The organism is Gracilibacillus sp. JCM 18860 (assembly GCF_055395245.1).
Genome location: NZ_AP043868.1, coordinates 519,627 through 537,769 on the forward strand (window position 1 = coordinate 519,627; position 18,143 = coordinate 537,769).

The 18,143-nt window shown below is 35.7% G+C and carries 19 protein-coding genes; all 19 read right to left on the reverse strand.

The window, feature by feature from the left end:
* Window positions 1-10 precede the first annotated feature (10 nt).
* Complete coding sequence (locus tag ACZ5R4_RS02700; RefSeq protein ID WP_054859367.1) at window positions 11-1,279, reverse strand: tetratricopeptide repeat protein; 1,269 nt, start codon at window positions 1,277-1,279, stop codon at window positions 11-13.
* A gap of 212 nt (window positions 1,280-1,491) precedes the next feature.
* Entirely contained in the window at window positions 1,492-2,784 is a 1,293-nt protein-coding gene (gene aroA, locus ACZ5R4_RS02705) for a 3-phosphoshikimate 1-carboxyvinyltransferase (protein ID WP_109984264.1), read from the reverse strand.
* 9 nt (window positions 2,785-2,793) lie between these two features.
* A complete protein-coding gene (locus ACZ5R4_RS02710) occupies window positions 2,794-3,894 on the reverse strand; it encodes a prephenate dehydrogenase (RefSeq protein WP_464368046.1) in 1,101 nt (366 codons plus the stop codon).
* Window positions 3,895-3,909: 15 nt separating this feature from the next.
* Window positions 3,910-4,998 carry a histidinol-phosphate transaminase gene (gene hisC, locus ACZ5R4_RS02715; RefSeq protein WP_109984606.1) on the reverse strand — a complete coding sequence of 363 codons (1,089 nt, stop codon included), beginning with the start codon at window positions 4,996-4,998 and terminating at the stop codon, window positions 3,910-3,912.
* Between the two features lie 34 nt (window positions 4,999-5,032).
* Complete coding sequence (gene aroH / locus ACZ5R4_RS02720; protein WP_109984262.1) at window positions 5,033-5,401, reverse strand: chorismate mutase; 369 nt, start codon at window positions 5,399-5,401, stop codon at window positions 5,033-5,035.
* Between the two features lie 2 nt (window positions 5,402-5,403).
* On the reverse strand, window positions 5,404-6,480 hold the full coding sequence (gene aroB, locus ACZ5R4_RS02725; RefSeq protein ID WP_054859364.1) for a 3-dehydroquinate synthase: 1,077 nt from the start codon (window positions 6,478-6,480) through the stop codon (window positions 5,404-5,406).
* Complete coding sequence (gene aroC / locus ACZ5R4_RS02730; RefSeq protein ID WP_109984260.1) at window positions 6,481-7,647, reverse strand: chorismate synthase; 1,167 nt, start codon at window positions 7,645-7,647, stop codon at window positions 6,481-6,483. It abuts the gene before it with no gap.
* Window positions 7,648-7,737: 90 nt separating this feature from the next.
* Window positions 7,738-8,508 carry a CheR family methyltransferase gene (locus ACZ5R4_RS02735; RefSeq protein WP_277677940.1) on the reverse strand — a complete coding sequence of 257 codons (771 nt, stop codon included), beginning with the start codon at window positions 8,506-8,508 and terminating at the stop codon, window positions 7,738-7,740.
* Window positions 8,509-8,540: 32 nt separating this feature from the next.
* Window positions 8,541-8,987 carry a nucleoside-diphosphate kinase gene (ndk, locus tag ACZ5R4_RS02740; RefSeq protein WP_464368047.1) on the reverse strand — a complete coding sequence of 149 codons (447 nt, stop codon included), beginning with the start codon at window positions 8,985-8,987 and terminating at the stop codon, window positions 8,541-8,543.
* An 18-nt stretch (window positions 8,988-9,005) separates the two neighbouring features.
* Window positions 9,006-9,977: a heptaprenyl diphosphate synthase component II gene (gene hepT / locus ACZ5R4_RS02745; protein ID WP_109984257.1), complete on the reverse strand. Its 972-nt coding sequence runs from the start codon at window positions 9,975-9,977 to the stop codon at window positions 9,006-9,008.
* Window position 9,978: 1 nt separating this feature from the next.
* Window positions 9,979-10,704: a demethylmenaquinone methyltransferase gene (menG, locus tag ACZ5R4_RS02750; RefSeq protein ID WP_109984256.1), complete on the reverse strand. Its 726-nt coding sequence runs from the start codon at window positions 10,702-10,704 to the stop codon at window positions 9,979-9,981.
* The gene (locus ACZ5R4_RS02755) at window positions 10,701-11,462 is read right to left on the reverse strand and encodes a heptaprenyl diphosphate synthase component 1 (protein WP_054859360.1); all 762 of its coding nucleotides are present in this window, start codon (window positions 11,460-11,462) and stop codon (window positions 10,701-10,703) included. Before ACZ5R4_RS02755 ends, menG begins: the two co-directional genes overlap by 4 nt.
* A gap of 237 nt (window positions 11,463-11,699) precedes the next feature.
* Window positions 11,700-11,972, reverse strand: coding sequence for an HU family DNA-binding protein (locus ACZ5R4_RS02760; RefSeq protein ID WP_054787972.1), 273 nt, complete (start codon window positions 11,970-11,972; stop codon window positions 11,700-11,702).
* A 487-nt stretch (window positions 11,973-12,459) separates the two neighbouring features.
* Complete coding sequence (gene spoIVA / locus ACZ5R4_RS02765; RefSeq protein ID WP_054859359.1) at window positions 12,460-13,938, reverse strand: stage IV sporulation protein A; 1,479 nt, start codon at window positions 13,936-13,938, stop codon at window positions 12,460-12,462.
* A gap of 310 nt (window positions 13,939-14,248) precedes the next feature.
* Window positions 14,249-14,965: a hypothetical protein gene (locus ACZ5R4_RS02770; protein WP_109984255.1), complete on the reverse strand. Its 717-nt coding sequence runs from the start codon at window positions 14,963-14,965 to the stop codon at window positions 14,249-14,251.
* A 20-nt stretch (window positions 14,966-14,985) separates the two neighbouring features.
* Entirely contained in the window at window positions 14,986-15,171 is a 186-nt protein-coding gene (locus tag ACZ5R4_RS02775; protein WP_464368048.1) for a DUF2768 domain-containing protein, read from the reverse strand.
* Window positions 15,172-15,446: 275 nt separating this feature from the next.
* A complete protein-coding gene (locus ACZ5R4_RS02780; protein WP_054859356.1) occupies window positions 15,447-15,707 on the reverse strand; it encodes a stage VI sporulation protein F in 261 nt (86 codons plus the stop codon).
* Between the two features lie 58 nt (window positions 15,708-15,765).
* Window positions 15,766-16,806 (reverse strand): NAD(P)H-dependent glycerol-3-phosphate dehydrogenase, encoded by a 1,041-nt coding sequence (locus ACZ5R4_RS02785; RefSeq protein ID WP_109984254.1) that lies wholly within the window; start codon window positions 16,804-16,806, stop codon window positions 15,766-15,768.
* Between the two features lie 12 nt (window positions 16,807-16,818).
* Window positions 16,819-18,129, reverse strand: a complete 1,311-nt coding sequence (gene der, locus ACZ5R4_RS02790; protein WP_054859688.1) for a ribosome biogenesis GTPase Der — start codon at window positions 18,127-18,129, stop codon at window positions 16,819-16,821.
* Window positions 18,130-18,143 lie beyond the last annotated feature (14 nt).

Here is an 18,143-nt window from a genome sequence, read left to right on the forward strand (position 1 = left end):
CCCTCCGTTTTTATGAGAGAGTATCATTTTGATTCATTAGCCGTTCTATATATTGCTGAATTTCAAAATCAGCAGGTTCCCATTTCATATATTGCTTGAAAATACTAATTGCTTCTGAAATCCTCCCCTCTTCTACTAAGAAATAGCCATAATCTCTTAAGAAATCAGTATCACTGTTCATTTTAGTGTATGCTTTTTGGTAAGTAAATAATGCCTCTTTATATTGTTCTTCTTCATTATATGCTTTGGCTAATTCCCATTGAAAAACACCATCTAAATGATCGATATCTACGATTGTTGTCAGCACGTTGATTAGCTTTTGGTAATTTTCTTCTTTTTTAAATGCCTCTAACAAAAATAATAGTGCCTCTTGATATTCTGGATCAATTTTTAAGGCCTCTTCCATATATTGATAGGACTCTTCTCTATTTCCCAACTTATTCGCTATTTTTCCAGCGATAAACCAAATTTCCTTATTGTATGGATCAATTTCTAATCCCTTTGACACAATATTATATGCTTCTTCTAATAATCCTTCCTCTTCATATGCCTCTGATAAATATGGGTATACTGAAGGATATTCACTATCCAAATCTAATAGCCTCTCCCATGCCTGAATCGCTATCTCAAATCGTTCTGCTTGAAAGGCAAGAAAACCATATCGAAAGAGTTGATCAGGGTCCTCTATTTCTAATGCTTGAAAATGACGTAATGCCTCCTCAAATTGTCCATTTAAGGCAAAAGATTCCGCAAGTCTTGCCTGAAGATTAACGCCACCCATTTCTTCTGTTGTCTTGGAAATTTTTTCATAATATATGATAGCTTTGTGATAGGATCCAATTGAAAATAATAATTCCGCAAGTGCTAAATCAATAATTGGCTCATCTGGCGCCCTTCTCTTTGCTTCTAACAATTTGGATTCAGCTACTTCAAATAGTCCTTGGGTCTGATATAGATCTGCTAATAAAACTAAAGCCTGTAAGAATGACTCACTTTGTTCGTCTATTTCATTTAATAACATTATTGCCTTTTCATCATTATTATCATTAATAAATATTTCGGCCAACATTAATTTTGCCTCATTATTGTAAGGCTCTATCTGAATAACTTCTTCTAATAAGTGAGCTGCTTCCTCCTGCATTCCCAACTCACTATAGATCTCCGCTATATCTAATTTGCCGTCTGTATCTGAATTCTCAGCCTCTTGTTGCAATAGCTTGAATGCTTCATTCATTTCGCCATTATGAATGAGTTCTATTGCTTGGTTTAATGGATTCACATGCTTCAACCTTTCTTTTTTAACAGGCTCTACTTATGTTCATATTAGCGGAAAAAATGTTTGGAAGCAACTAAACGAAATTTTGTGATGGATGAAAAAAACTAAAATTACATAAGAAAAAAGCCAACAACAATGCTTGGCTTTTGGATAGTATCCTAGTAAGAGTACATGATCATACAGAAAGTTTTTGAGGTGGTCCTTATATCCTTTTTCTAATGGGATAACTTGTCTAAATCCTCAAAAAAGCCAGGATAAGAAACAGCTATACATTTATCATCAATGAGTTCAACTTCTTCCTCTATAAGTAAGGAAGCAATAGCTATCATCATACCTATGCGATGATCACCATATGAATTTGTCACTCCACCATGAAGCTTCGTCCCACCAGTTATAATCATCCCGTCTTCAGTTGCTTCAATCTCTGCCCCTAATGCTTTAAGTGTGCTCACAACAGACTCGATTCGATCTGTTTCTTTAAAACGTAATTCCTTTGCGTCCTTAATAACCGTCTTACCTTCCGCTTGGGTAGCAAGTAAGGCAATAATTGGTATCTCATCAATGATTCGTGGGATAATGTCACCTTCGATGACTGCGGCTTTTGGTTTAGATGATTTTACGACAATATCACCTATAGGCTCTCCCCCTACGATTCGATCTTCTTTGACCGTAATATCTACATCCATTAATTGGAGTACATCGATAATTCCTGTTCGTGTTTGATTTAGCCCTACATTTGTGATCTTCACTTCACTACCAGCTGTAACTGCGGCTGCAACTAAGAAAAATGCTGCAGAAGAGATATCTCCAGGCACCTCGATATCACAAGCTGTTAAGGGTTTATTCCCTTCAACCGTTACTTCTGTACCATTAACATTAAGCTTTGCACCAAATGCTTTTAACATATTTTCTGTATGATCACGGGTCTTCGTGTCCTCTGTTACCACTGTTGTTCCATCTGTCAGTAAGCCTGCTAAAAGTACACCTGATTTAACCTGTGCACTTTTCATCGGTGTATGATAATGGATGGGATTTAAATTACCACCACGAATCGAGATGGGCAAAAGTCTACCATTTTCCCTACCGTCAATTTTTGCACCCATCTGTTTTAAAGGGTTTGTAATGCGATCCATTGGTCTTTTAGATAAAGAAGCATCCCCGTATAAGGTGAAATGATAAGGTAAACCTGCTAAGATTCCCATTAATAATCTTGCTGTTGTTCCAGAATTACCAAGATTTATTGGTTCTGCTGGTTCCTTTAATCCTTTGATTCCTTGTGATTGGATTTGTACGGAATCATTGTTTCTTACTATATCGACGCCCATTGCCTGAAATGCAGCAATGGTAGATAAGCAATCCTCTCCCGCCAAAAAATTAGTAATACGTGTTTCCCCTTTTGCGAGTGATCCAAACATGACGGCACGATGGGAAATAGATTTGTCTCCAGGAACAGAAATATTCCCTTTTAGACTTCTATCTTTAAATGATAAAACTTTTTTAGACAACATCGATCTCTCCTATTCCTCTATCATTGTTTCATAGTTATTTTTACTCAAGATTGCTTGACTTATTTGCTGATCATTCTTATTTTGGAAACTTAATCGTAGAACTCCTGTTATTCCTTCACGAATTTCTAGAATTTCAATATTATTAATACTAATATCATGCTCTGCTAATAAATGGACAACCTTCAAAAGTGCACCTGGCTGATCAAATATATCTACATATAAGTCATAATATGATAAGATTGCACCTTTTTTCTTACTATCTAATCCGTCTCGATAGTCCTTAGCCTGTTCTAGATATGTTTGAATTTGTGTTTTTTCACCAGAATCAATTAAATCCTTGAGCTTCTTCATTTCTTCTATCCAATCTGCTAGAAGACGACTCATCTTATCACGATTCTGAAAAAAGATATCCTTCCACATACTTGGATTACTGGAGGCAATTCTTGTGATATCACGAAATCCTCCTGCTGCTAGCTTCGGAATATATGGATGGATTTTTTGCCACTCTCTTGCCTGATGAACAAGAGAGGAAGCAACTAAGTGTGGAAAATGGGAGATAACACTAGTCATTTCATCATGCTCTTTTGCATCAAGGATCAAAAATTTGGCCTTCGTAGGTGTTAAGAGAGCCTTCAATTTTTCCATATCCTCAGCAGTACTCTTTTTTGTTGGCGTTAACACATAAATCGCATTTTCAAACAAATGAGCTTTTGCTGATTGGATGCCCCTTTTATGAGACCCAGCCATTGGATGACCACCAATAAAGGTTACCTTATCTGAAGTAATCTTTTCTGCAGTATTCATAATTAACGATTTTACTGATCCAACATCTGAAACAAGCAACTCTTTCTCTAAAGTCAATTCGTTTAATTGATGAATTAAGTCAACCGTTTTGGAAACAGGTGTAGCAAAAATACAAATATCTGCTTCTAATACCGCCTTATCGAATTGATAATAGATATCATCGACAATACCATTCATTTTGCTATATTCTAGGGCATGTCGATCTGCATCATAACCGATCAACCTTATTCCCTTTATCTCTTTTATACTTAAAGCAAGCGAGCCTCCGATAAGACCGAGGCCCGCTATTAAAACCGTTTGTTTCACGATTTATTCTCCTTTTTAAACATTTGCTAAAAATTCTTTGATTCGTTGCTGTAATACTTCCATGTTCTCTTTAGAGCCTATAGTGATTCGAACTCCATTTGGATGCCCTAGTGCCTCGCCAGAACGGACAATAAAGCCTTTGGTTAATAAGAATTCAAATAATTGGTCTCCACTAGTTGGTAGTTTGACAAATAAAAAATTTGCCTCTGAATCATAATAATCTAATCCAACTTCATTACAAAACTCCATGAATGCGACTTTATTTTCAATATTTCGTTTATATGTTTCTTCAAGAAAGTCCTCATCTTCTAATGCCATTAAAGCTGATAATTGGGAGATGCTTGTCGTATTAAAGGGACCTCGGGTTATGTTAAGAATCGTCGTAATTTCCTCTGATGCAATACTATAACCTACCCGCAGGTTTGCTAGACCATATGCCTTTGAAAAAGTTCGTAATACAACTAAGTTAGCGTATTTTTGAACCAATGAAATACTATCTGGTTTTTTTGATCTTTCAATATATTCATAATACGCCTCGTCAAGAACAACGATAATATTGGATGGACAATTATCTAAAAAGTTAATTAGCTCATCCTTTGGAATTAAGGATCCTGTTGGATTATTAGGCGAACACAGCCAGATAACTTTTGTTTGTTGATTGATTGCATCAAGCATTGCTGGAAGATCATGATAACCATTGATTAATGGTACTTCAATAATCTCCGCTCCTTGTATTAAAGCATTATGCTTATACTGAGGAAACGTAGGCGTAGCCATAATGGTATTTGTCCCTTTTTCCAGATAAGAACGACAGATAATATCAACAATCTCATCTGATCCACAACCAAACGTTAACTGCTCCTCGTTAATTTCTAACTTAGATGCCAATCCATCACGTAATTGCTTTGCATATCCGTCTGGATAAATTTCTAAGTGATCTAGCATTTGAGGAATGGCTTTTTTTACTTTTGATGAGTAGCCGAATGGATTTTCGTTCGAAGCTAATTTTACAATTTGGTTTAAGCCATATTCTTTTTTTACATCTTCAATCTGTTTTCCAGGAGTGTATGGAGACATACTTTGAAAAACTTGTTTCGCCTGAATACGCATTTCATCATTTTCGCGATTTCTCATTGTACTAATCCTTTCCTAATAAATCTGGTCTTAATTTAATTGCCTCATTTAGATAGATGTGCTCTACTTCTTCTTGATTCAATGAAGTGTTTACTGTCATCATAACACGAATACACTGTGCAAGACTCCCTGGAACATTTATTTCAGGCATACACATAACTGGTACATACTTCCAACCATCTATTAAACGAAGCGCCTTTGCTGGAAAGGTAGCATTTAAATCAGGAGTTACAGATATAAGTACTGACGCGATGTCCTCTGGTTTAACCTGATTTACTTCTACCATTTTTTCAACCATTTTCTTTGTTTCTTTAATTATTTCTTCTGCCTGATTAGCTTGAACAGTAGTGGCCCCTCGTATCCCTCTGATCAATGTTAACCCAACTCTCTGATAAAAATTTCAAGATGTTTCTTAAGCACTTGGTCTTCCAAATTTACAATCTTTGGTTGTCCAATTTTTTCTAAAAGCACCATTTGCACTATCGCATTCTCTGATTTCTTGTCAAGTTTCATGCGATCTATTACGTGTTCGATGTTTAAAGACGAAATCGTTAATGGATAATTATTTTCCTTCAACCATTGAAGTAGACTATCATAAGGTAACTCTACTTGGAATATTTGTTCACTTACACGTATAGCAAATAACATACCAATGGCAACAGCTTCTCCGTGTGTAATGTTACCGTAACCTAATTCAGCCTCGATCGCATGTCCAAGAGTATGCCCAAAATTCAGAAATTTCCGAATATCATTTTCCTTCTCATCTTGTTCTACAATCCTTGCTTTTACTGCAATTCCTTTTTCTAATTGATCGACTAAATCGTATGGGTCCAATGTGTTACGTAAATTAGTCTTCATGATTTGATCTAAGAACGCTTTTCGACTAATAAATCCATGCTTAACAATTTCTGCATAACCAGATCGAATTTCTTTAGCAGGCAAGCTAGTTAATGTCTTGACATCATAAATAACTGCCACAGGTGGATAAAAATTTCCGATTAGGTTTTTTCCTTTCGGATGATTAATAGCTACCTTACCACCGACACTACTATCATGTGCTAAGATTGTTGTTGGAACTTGAATGAAATCAATACCACGCATATAGGTTGCAGCAACGAACCCAGCAAGATCGCCAATCATTCCACCACCAAGTGCAATGATTAATGATTTCCGATCAAGATGATGATCGACTGCTTCTGTTAAAAGCTGATAATAATAATCGATACTTTTCGATGCTTCACCAGCTGGGACAGTGGCTATACCGATATTATCACAGTGTGACTTTAGTCCTGTTTGAATCGTTTCGGCATATAATGACCTTACCGCGCTATCTGTAATGATTAATATATTTGTGTATCGTTTAGGAAAATATTCAGCAATATTTGTTAATAACCCTTCACCGATTATCACATCATATTTATTCGTACTTGTTTGAATCGTTTGTTTATGCATTTAGAAACACCTAATTTCCTCACGATATTGATCAATCGCTTCTTTAAGTTTTGGAAATTGATCATTGGGAAACTGTTCTAAAATTGCTTTGGCTATTTCAAAGGCAACTACATGCTCCATTACCACAGCAGCTGCAGGCACCGCACAAGAATCTGAACGTTCGATACTTGCACTAAATGGTTCTTTTGATTCGATATCTATACTTTGTAATGGTTTGTAAAGGGTAGGAATTGGTTTCATAACACCTTTTACTACAATAGGCATTCCTGTTGTCATGCCACCTTCAAAACCACCTAATCGATTCGTTTTTCGGTAATATCCTTGTTCTTTTGTCCATGCGATCTCGTCATGCACTTCACTACCATTTTTTCGCGCTGCTTCAAATCCAATACCAAACTCTACTCCTTTAAATGCATTGATACTTTGAACGGCTCCTGCAATACGCCCATCAAGCTTGCGGTCATAGTGAACATAGGAACCAATACCAGCAGGCATTCCTTCCACGTAAACTTCACAAACACCGCCTATGGAATCTCCGTCTTTTTTCGCTTGGTCAATGGCATCCATCATTTTTTTACCAGCAGCATCGTCTAAAGAGCGTACAGGAGATGCCTCTGATATATTGATTCTTTCTTGAATACTTAAATTAGGTTTTTCCTCTGCTTTTATTGCTGCAATTTCTTTTACATATCCGATAATATGGATGTCTAAATGCTTTAGCAATGTCTTGGCAACAGCACCTGCTGCAACACGAGCAGTGGTTTCTCTTGCGGAGGAACGCTCTAAAATATTTCGCATGTCCCGATGACCATATTTTAACGCACCATTTAAGTCGGCATGACCAGGTCTTGGTCTTGTTACAACTCTCCGGATATTTTGTTCTTCTGGTACCGGATCTTCTCCCATTACATCAACCCAGTGCTTGAAATCATCGTTATGTACAACAAGCGCAATGGGTGATCCTAGCGTATATCCATGTCTAACTCCACCGACGATATCCACTAAATCTTTTTCTATTTGCATCCTTTTTCCTCGACCATGCCCTTTTTGACGACGTAATAAGGATTCATTAATATCTTCTTTTGTGATTGGCATTTGAGCTGGTAAGCCTTCAACTATCGTGGTTTGCTGCTTACCATGTGATTCACCTGCAGTTAAGTAGCGCATAAAAAGTCCCCCCAGTAGATTCATTTTGTATTACTATATCATATTTTTTTTATTTGTAAGTAAATGAATTTCACAAAGTATGAAAATAAACTACTTTCTTGTATAAAAAAAAGTATCCATGACACGCAGATCAAATTTTTCCGGACGAAAAATTTGTTCCGTGCTACCGACAAAAAACACACCATCATCTGCTAAGGACTTACTAAAATGATGATAAATAGAATTTTTTGCTTCCTCTGTGAAATAAATGAGCACATTTCGACATACTATTAAATCCATATTAGTTGGATATTTGTCTGCTAGTAAATTATGTTTTTTATAGGTAATACATTGCTTAATATATTCCTTTACTTTGTAAGTATTTCCTTGCTGTATAAAGTGCCTTTCCTTCATTTCTTCTGGCACATCCTGTACAGCACGCTCATTATAGATACCTTGCTTCGCCCTAGCAATTACATTATCATCAATATCTGTTGCTAAAATATCCACTTCGGTGGTTTGCCAGAATTTGCTTGCAATTATTGCTAATGTATATGGTTCTTCTCCTGTAGAACATGCTGCACTCCAAATTTTTATTTTGTCTTTCTTTGCTTTTAACTTCGGGAAGATTTCCTTTTCTAAAACGCTCCATCTACTAGGATTTCGATAAAATTCTGATACATTAATAGTCACTTTATCCAAGAATTCTTGTAATAATGTCTGGTCTTTATTAATGGCATCAAAATAGTGATCGAACGTTCGGAATCCCCGTTTATTCCTTAGTGAAGTTAATCTTCTCTTCATTTGTGCTTCTTTATACAAGCTTAGATCAAGGCCCGTTTTACTATGAACCTTTTGAATGAACGCTTGGTATTCTTCCATTTCTCTTCTCCCTTAGTATTGTAAACAAGTGGTTATCTAAGCCAATTATCAACATCTTTTGAGTATTCGATTAGTTCTTCCTTATTAAAAAATAGTGAAATTTCTCTCTCTGCACTCTCTTCGGAATCAGATCCATGAATGATATTTCGATGTGTAACCATTCCATAATCTCCTCTAATCGTCCCTACTTCAGCTGTCGATGGATTCGTTTTTCCCATCATTTTTCTTGCTGTAGAGATAACCTCTTCGCCTTCCCATACCATAGCGAATACAGGACCGGAAGTAATGAATTCAACTAGTTGATCAAAAAACGGCTTTCCTTCATGCTCAGCATAATGTTTTTGAGCTAGTGATTTTGAAATAGTCATTAATTTAGCCCCGACTATCTTGAAGCCTTTCTGCTCAAATCGTGACACAATATCTCCAATTAAGTTGCGTTGTACACCGTCTGGTTTTACCATCAAAAATGTTCTTTCCATTTGATTCACCTCGAATAGTTAGATTTTTCTATTACCTATGAAGTTTGCAATATTTTCAAGAGCACTTTTGGATTGATTATTTGGTAATTTTTTTAACGAGTGATAAGCTTTCTTTAAATATGTATTACTTACTCTTCTTGCTTTTTCTATAGCACCAGATTTTGCAATTGCCTCTACCACTCGTTTTAGTTCTACCTGGTTCATTTGCTCTTTATTTGCAAATAGATTGATAATAGAAGCCTTTATTTGTGGATTTTCCATCGCATATAATACGGGAAGAGTGATATTTCCTTGTAGTAAATCACTTCCAGATGGTTTCCCGAGCTCTTTTTCTGTTGCTGTGAAGTCAAGAATATCATCAATAATTTGATAAGACATTCCCATATAATAACCATAATTATATAATGCTTTTTCTGTTTCACTAGAAGTTTCGGCTACAACTGCTCCTAATTGGCAACTAGAGGATATGAGCAATGCCGTCTTTCTCCTAATCCGCCGAAGATAGGAGCGGAAATTCTGCTCATAATTAAACTTATCTCTTATTTGTTCAATTTCCCCAATGGTTAATTCAACCATTGTTTTAGACAATATCTGATGTGCCCTCGGGTATTCAATATCTGTGAATTGCTGTAGTGCCTTTGCGAAGATGAAATCACCGGTTAGCATAGCAATTTGATTATCCCAATGTGACTTCACGGTAGGTTTTCCCCTTCGCGTATCTGAGTCATCTATCACATCGTCATGAACTAATGACGCCATATGTATTAGCTCCACAGCACTTGCGACTTTCTTTATTTTACTAAGGTTATAGTTCCCAAACATTGCTGCCAATAAAACAAAAATAGGGCGAAGTCTTTTTCCACCAGCCCTTAATAATTGAGTAGATGCTTCATGTAACACTGGCTGATCTGTGAAGATCGTATCCTCTAATGTTGATTCGATTTGCTTTAAGTCTCTTCTTAAAAACGCATAATTTTTAGCAAGCTTCATTCTAGTCACCTTTACTATTTACTATCTTTTCCCCCATGTGCATTGCTGCTACACCACCAGTATAGCTTTTTATTTTAATATTACTTAAACCAGCTTTCTCGAATAATTTTTTTAATTCTTCTTTACCCGGGAAGTCTTTTGCTGATTCATGTAACCATACATACTCTTGATAACTTTTGGCAAAAACCTTTCCAAATAGTGGCATGATATTTTTGAAATAGAAATAATAGAGCTGTCTATATACAGGGATGGTTGGCTGAGAAGTTTCTAGACAAATCACCTTTCCACCAGGCTTCACCACGCGATACATTTCTTCCAACGTCCTTAAATAATCTGGTACATTCCTTAATCCGAAGCCAATGGTGACATAGTCAAAATAATTATCCTCAAAAGGTAAATCCATTGCGTTACCATGAACAAAGTCTATCTGTGGCAATTCTCCCTTTTGATTTCGTTGTTTGGCTACAGAGAGCATATTTTTACTAAAATCAAGGCCGATCACTTCTCCTGATCTACCTACTTGTTCCGCTAAGGCAAATGTCCAATCACCTGTCCCACAACATACATCTAAGGCCCTTTCCCCTTTATTAACTTGCATTCTCCTCATAACATCCTGACGCCATTTTTTATGCTTCTGAAAGGAGATGATAGAATTCATTTGATCATAATTATCGTAGATTTTTTCAAATACTTGGTGTACTTTTTCTTCTTTTGATTGTGGTTTCATTTCGATAATCCTTCTTCCAAAATGGTATTAACAGAAAAAGTGGTTAAAGGGTGAAGATATTCTGGTAATAATTTTTTATAGTCACTCAATTCTCTTTTGGTATAATGAATCATCTGCTTAAGCAAATTCTGTAAATGCTTTGTTGTGTTTTGCTTTAGTAGTTTATCTTGTACCAATTGATGAAAAAAAGTCTGGTCCCCTTGCTCTAACCTAGAATATTCTCTTTCTAATTTAATCGCAAGCAGCCATTTACTAACAAAATCAAAGTGAGTCTCTCGATTAAAATATGCTGCAACAGATTTTATAATCATGCTGTTTAAGGCAGAATAGTCTGCCAAAAAGCGATCCGTACGATCGTATGCTTGATAAAAAACGGTTGTTTTAAGTTTTGTTAGTTCATGAATACCTTCGGCGAGCTGGCGTATAAAGCTTATGTCACTGGATTGGGAAAGGATGTGATAATAAATGCCTGAATAATAATCACCTGCTAACACAGTGAGTTGTTGTTCTTTTTTGGCTTTAATATCTTGATCATCCATCTGTTTATCTATTTGATCATGTGTATTAAGTGCAATTTGAACAAGCATTGTTGCCAGAATAAAATTCTCCTTGTTCGCATTATTGTTAATAAGACAATCTAATGCTTGAATTTTTTCTGTCTCAACAAAAACGTTGTCTAGATGCTTGTTTAAGTATTTATTTTTTGTAGAAGTATGTATTAAATTCGTATAATGCTCGAATAATGGATGCTGCCTCATGAGAAATCACCGCAATTCTTGAAAAATCCTTTATTATCATATCATAAGTATATCATAATTTTACATTATTCTCTCGTAAAAACGTTCCTAATCGTAATATGCCCGTTTAGTCTGACTTAATAAAACAAAAGGAACAAACGGTTATTCCCTTTGCTTTATTAAGCCTTCTACTATAAATAGTGAAAAAAAAGGGTGCAATTTTGCACCCTTTTTATAGTTGCCCATATGTAATATCTATTATTTTACGATATCTTTTAGGGCTTTACCTGGTTTGAAAGCAGGAACTTTACTTGCTGGAATTTCGATTTCTTCTCCAGTTTGCGGGTTACGTCCTTTACGAGCAGCACGTTCGCGCACTTCAAAGTTTCCAAAACCAATTAATTGAACTTTGTCTCCACCTTTAAGTGAATCCATGATAGATTCAAAAACCGCATCAACAGCTTTTGTAGCATCTTTTTTAGATAGCTCACTTTTCTCAGCAACTGCATTAATTAGATCTGTTTTGTTCATGATATTCACCTCCTCCCAAAATAAGCTATAAAATTCGGAAATTATTTTCACAGAATTCTTTATAGCTTTGTCATCAGAATGTGATGACAAGGCTTATAATAACTGAGAATCCAATATAATTCAACAATTAATCTTGTTTTTCACTAGAAAAAAATTATTTCTAGTGAATTTTTGTTGAATTTACAAGAATAGTATCACATGTTCTAAAGTGATGCAAGTGTTTTCAAATGCCATGATATCAGCATTTGTTATGATTTGGAAATTCAATTTATCTATTTTATCAACAGTATAGACATTTTTTGAGATTCTATACTGAAAAATGAACGAAATTAGGAGGAAACTCCATCTAAGAACCTCTTCTTTCTTACATTTTGATGGAAATGGAGAATCACGGTTAAACTATGAAAACATTTCCTATTTCAAATTTTTCACAAAAAATAAAAAAGCGTAACGCATGTAGCATTATCGCTTTTAAAATCGTTATTGGTTATAAAATGATTGCTATCAGACCACCAGAGCCCTCATTAATTATTCTTTCCAATGTTTCTTTTAGTTTAAATCTTGCATTCTCAGGCATTAGAGACAGTTTTGCTTGAATTCCTTCTCTAACGATAGAACTTAAGGAACGTCCGAATATGTCAGATTGCCAAATGGATAATGGATCTTCTTCAAAATCCTGCATTAGGTATCTAACCAGCTCCTCACTTTGTTTTTCCGTACCAATGATAGGTGCAAATTCTGACTCTACATCCACCTTAATCATATGGATAGAAGGAGCAACAGCTTTTAACCGAACGCCGAATCTTGGCCCTTGTCTAATGATCTCAGGCTCCTCCAATGCCATATCTGTTAGAGCAGGTGCAGCAACTCCGTATCCAGTTTGCTTGACCATTCTCAAAGCATCGGAGACTTGATCGTATTCTTTTTTGGCATTTGTAAATTCCTGCATAAGCTGTAATAAATGGTCCTTCCCTCTTATCTCTTCACCTACGATCTCTTTTAACACCTGATCATATAATTCGTTAGGAGCGTGGAGATCAATATCTGCAACCCCTTCTCCCATCTCAATTCCTGCTAATGTAGCCTGATCAATGAAATCAAATTGATCAAAATAACCGATAACGTGATCCACATCTCTTAATCTTTTAATATCTTTTACTGTTTCTTCAATCGCAACCTGATAGTTTTGTCTTAGCCAATGATTATCATCTAATACTAAAACCCAGCTAGGAAGATTCACATTAACCTCGAGCACAGGGAATTCATATAATACTTCTCGCAGAACATTATTTATATCATGTTCTGTCATGCTCTCGACACTCATCGCTAGTACTGGAATATCAAATTTCTCTGTTAACTCTTGTCTAAGTAATTCAGTCTCTTGATTAAATGGCTGAACAGAATTAATAACCATGATGAACGGTTTTCCTACTTCTTTTAATTCTTCTACAATTCTTGCTTCCGCATCCACATAGTCTTCTCTTGGGATTTCTCCAATTGTTCCATCTGTTGTTACTACAATTCCCATAGTAGAATGCTCTTGGATGACTTTTCTCGTTCCAATTTCAGCAGCATCATGGAATGGGATAGGCTCTTCATACCATGGTGTATGAATCATTCTTGGACCGTTTTCATCCTCAAAACCTTGTGCCCCATTCACGGTGTAGCCTACACAATCCACTAGTCGAACGTTTACTTCTAAGCCTTCATCTACTTGTAGCGTTACTGCTTGATTTGGAATGAATTTCGGCTCTGTTGTCATAATCGTTTTGCCTGCTGCGCTTTGTGGTAATTCATCCTGTGCTCTTAATCGGTCACTTTCATTCGGAATATTAGGTAATACTGTTTTTTCCATAAATTTTTTAATAAATGTAGACTTACCTGTTCTAACTGCTCCTACAACACCTAGATAAATATCACCGTTCGTACGCTTCGAAATATCCTTGAAGATATCTACTCTTTCCAAGTGATCCCCTCCCGATCTATTAAACATTTATGATAACTCGAGCAATTGACATTTATAGTTTATGATGTTGTCCTATTAAAATATGCTAAGAAATAATAAGTAGTGGAAAATAATTTTATCTATTGTCTGTAAACAAGTCCTAAATTAGTAGTAGACGATAGATAGTACCTATTTTTCTATCTAGTCCTATATTATTTTAATTAATCCGAAATATGCTTCAAGCACAAAATGATATAAAAAGTAAAAAATGTAAGAAATGAAAAACCGGACTTTATCTACCTCATTTTCTGATAAAGTCCGGTTTCTTATTTTATTGGATTGCAAAAACAGGTTCGTTATTTTTTACATAATATGGAGCAGAATATGCTGGTACAATAGGATATTGATCGGTTAAAAGTGATCGAATATCTTCATCCTGTTGAAAAGTACGGTCTGTTTCTTCGAGTAATGGATATAAATCTAATCGATAGTCAATGATCAATTCACCATCTGTATTAATCAATATTGGTAAATTATTCCCCGAATAAGGGCTTTCAATATGCGGAGGCTTGTCTAGGTTTAATGCCTCATAATTCAAGGTATAGACCCCTTCTCCTTCTTTTTCACCAAATGGTGGATATGTATGTTCATTCCGATAAAAATTAAGCTTTTGCTGTACTTCTCTTAATTGGTCTGTCACTCTTAAATCGATGACTTTTACAGTCGGCTCTGTTTCTACATCAATTAGAACATATTGATAGAATCCACCATTTTCGAAAGCAGATCCAGGGATGGATTGAATTAATCCTTGTTGTTTTAATAAGGTAAAATCAATAAGATATTTTTGGTAAATAGGTGTATCCTGATCTTTTGTAATAATTGGGAGTCTTCCTTCATTTCTCTCTTGATATTGATTAATAGCTTGTTGAACCATATTCAATTGTGCATCGTTTGTGAGTTCATTTTGGCTCAATTGTTCTTGTGGATACATACAGCCTGATAACATTAATAGTAATAAGATTAGTAAAAAGTTATTTCTTAGTGTCATTCTGTCTCTTTCGCCTCCATTTATGCTGTAGGTCCTCTTAGTACAACAAATGCGATAATTAAACCGCCAATAATTAAAAAAGCATAAGCAAATGTTGCTACAATGCCTGCTACAATCCCTTTCAATTTATATCTACTTAGTAAGATTAGCCCAATTGCCAAAAATAGTGCAAACATTCCAGCAAAAGAAACCCACATCATCATCATTGAAGCTGACAATATCATTTCATCCTTTCCTTCGTATAAGCATTCAAATCGTTTAGATCCTATCGATCATAAATATTATAGCACAATTACTCCATCATCCTTAATTTTCTTCAATGAACAAAAAACAATGATTAATAAAAAAAAACCGAGGTAGAAGGGGCAGATCTACTTCGGCAATGACTAAATTAATACCCTTATTCACCCTGAAAGTGAATGCTTGTGCGATTTATTCTATGCGAAGCAATTGGATATTGCATCCTCATGTGCCCATAGGATCACTTTTTAAATAATTTACTCAGTGTATTCATATCTGCAGGCATATTATTGTTCGTAATGGCTTTGACAATTTTATCTTCTTTTTCTTTTGAGACAGGTTTACCTGCCATATTTGAAAGGCGGCGAATTAACTTTCTAACAGTAGCTTCGTCAGAAAAATCTGCATTTTGCACAGATTGGGCTACCTTCATAATTTCATCAGCCTGAATGTTTGATTTTTTTTGTATTTGATCAAACATTTTTTGTTTGTAATCGCTCAATGTCACTCCTCCTAACTATAGATTTCCATTCCATAGTATGCAAGGAGTGTGTAAACAGTTAATGAGAATACCTATTGGACCATATTCGGATGATGTCTTCCATTTCATTTGTTTTATTTCTTTGCATCAATTTGTCAACAACATCCTTTGGGTGCTTGTCATGAAAAATCACCTCATATATCCCCGAAGTAATAGGCATCTCCACTTCCCATTTTTCAGCTAACTGGTATGTGGCCTCAGCTGTTCTAACACCTTCGACCGTCATCCCCATATGCTGGAGAACTTCCTTTAATTTTTTCCCTTTTCCTAATAAATTTCCTGCACGCCAATTCCTACTATGTACACTCGTGCAGGTTACAATTAGATCCCCTACTCCTGATAAACCAATAAAGGTAAATGGGTTTGCCCCTAATACAGTAGCAATTCTAGAGATCTCTGCAAGTCCTCTCGTAATTAGGGCTGCTTTCGCATTATCACCATAGCCGAGTCCATCGGAAATACCTGCACCTAAGGCAATAATATTTTTTAATGCCCCACCTAACTCAACCCCAATAATATCCTTACTTGTATACACTCTAAAGTATTGATTCATAAAGAGATCCTGGGCTATTCTAGCAGCCTCTTCCTTTGTTGAGGCAGCTGTTACCGTGGTAGGATGTTTTAAACTCACTTCTTCTGCATGACTTGGGCCGGACAATGCAACAATATCCAAATAGTTTGTTCCCGTTAATTCTTCTTCAATAATTTCAGAAATTCTCTTATGTGAAATTGGTTCAATCCCTTTCGAACCATGAATAACGAGAAGGTTGTCATGAAGATATGGCTGAAGTTTTTTACATGTCTCTCTAATCGCTTTGGCTGGCACTACTAATACAACCGCATCTACATCTTTAGTTGCTTCTTCCATTGAATCTACAATCTTTAAGTCTGATGGCAAAACAATGTTTGGTAAATATTTTTCATTTTTTTTAGTTTCAATCATCATTTTTTTCTGTTCTTCTTTATGTGTCCATAACCGAACATCATGATGGTTATCTTGGAGAACCATTGCTAAAGCTGTTCCCCAACTACCTGCACCTAAAACAGCAACTTTTGACATCTTTAATTCCCCCTAACTCCGTCTTCTTGCATAAATCTTGATCGGTGTTCCTTCAAAACCGAATGCTTCTCTTATTTTATTTTCCAAATACCTTTCATAAGAAAAGTGCATTAATTCAGGATCATTAACAAATACCACGAAAGTTGGAGGTTTTACAGCAACTTGAGTAGCGTATAGTACTTTAAGACGCTTCCCGTGTTTCGTCGGTGTTGGATTTATAGCTAGAGCATCCATGATGACATCATTTAATACATTCGTTTCCACCCTTTTGGTGTGATTTTCACTTGCCTGAATTATTTTTGGTATTAATGTATGAATTCTTTTTTTGGTTTTTGCTGAAAGAAAAACAATTGGTGCATAATCAAGAAATGAAAAATGTGCTCGAATTTTTTCTTCAAATTCCTTTATTGCATGATCATGTTGTTCGATCGTGTCCCACTTATTTACAACAATAACTACTGCTTTACCTGCTTCGTGAGCATAGCCAGCAATTTTTTTGTCCTGCTCAATTATACCTGTTTCTGCATCGATTAGAGTCAAAACGACATCAGATCGCTCGATTGCTTTTAATGCTCTCAAAATACTGTATTTTTCTGTAGTTTCATAGATTTTTCCTCTTTTTCTCATCCCGGCAGTGTCGATAATGACGAAATCCTGATCTTCCTTAGTGAAAGATGTGTCAATCGCATCTCGTGTGGTGCCTGCAATATCACTTACTATTACCCTTTCTTCATTCAACAATGCATTTACTAAAGAGGATTTCCCTACATTAGGTCTCCCAATTAAGCTAAAATGAATAACATCATCCTCAATTTCATCATTAAGATGTTCAGGAAATAGATCTACTACTCGATCTAATAGATCACCTAAACCGAGTCCATGAGTTCCTGATATAGGATATGGCTCACCAAATCCTAAAGAATAGAACTCGTATATTTGCTCACGCATTTCAGGATTATCTATTTTATTAACAGCTAGGACAATTGGTTTACTTGATTTAAATAGCAGTTTTGCCACTTCTTCGTCTGCTGCGGTAATTCCTTCACGTCCATTTACTAGAAAAATGATGACATCTGCTTCACGGATTGCAACCTCTGCTTGCTCTCTCATCTGTATCAGTAATGGTTCATCTCCTATTTCAATACCACCAGTATCAATTAATCGAAAATTATTATTTAACCATTCAGCCTTTGCATAAATTCGATCTCTTGTAACACCAGGTATATCCTCAACAATTGAAATTCTTTCTCCTACTAATCGGTTAAATATCGTCGATTTTCCAACATTAGGCCTTCCTACTATCGCAACTACTGAATTTCTCATGAAGGCACATCCTT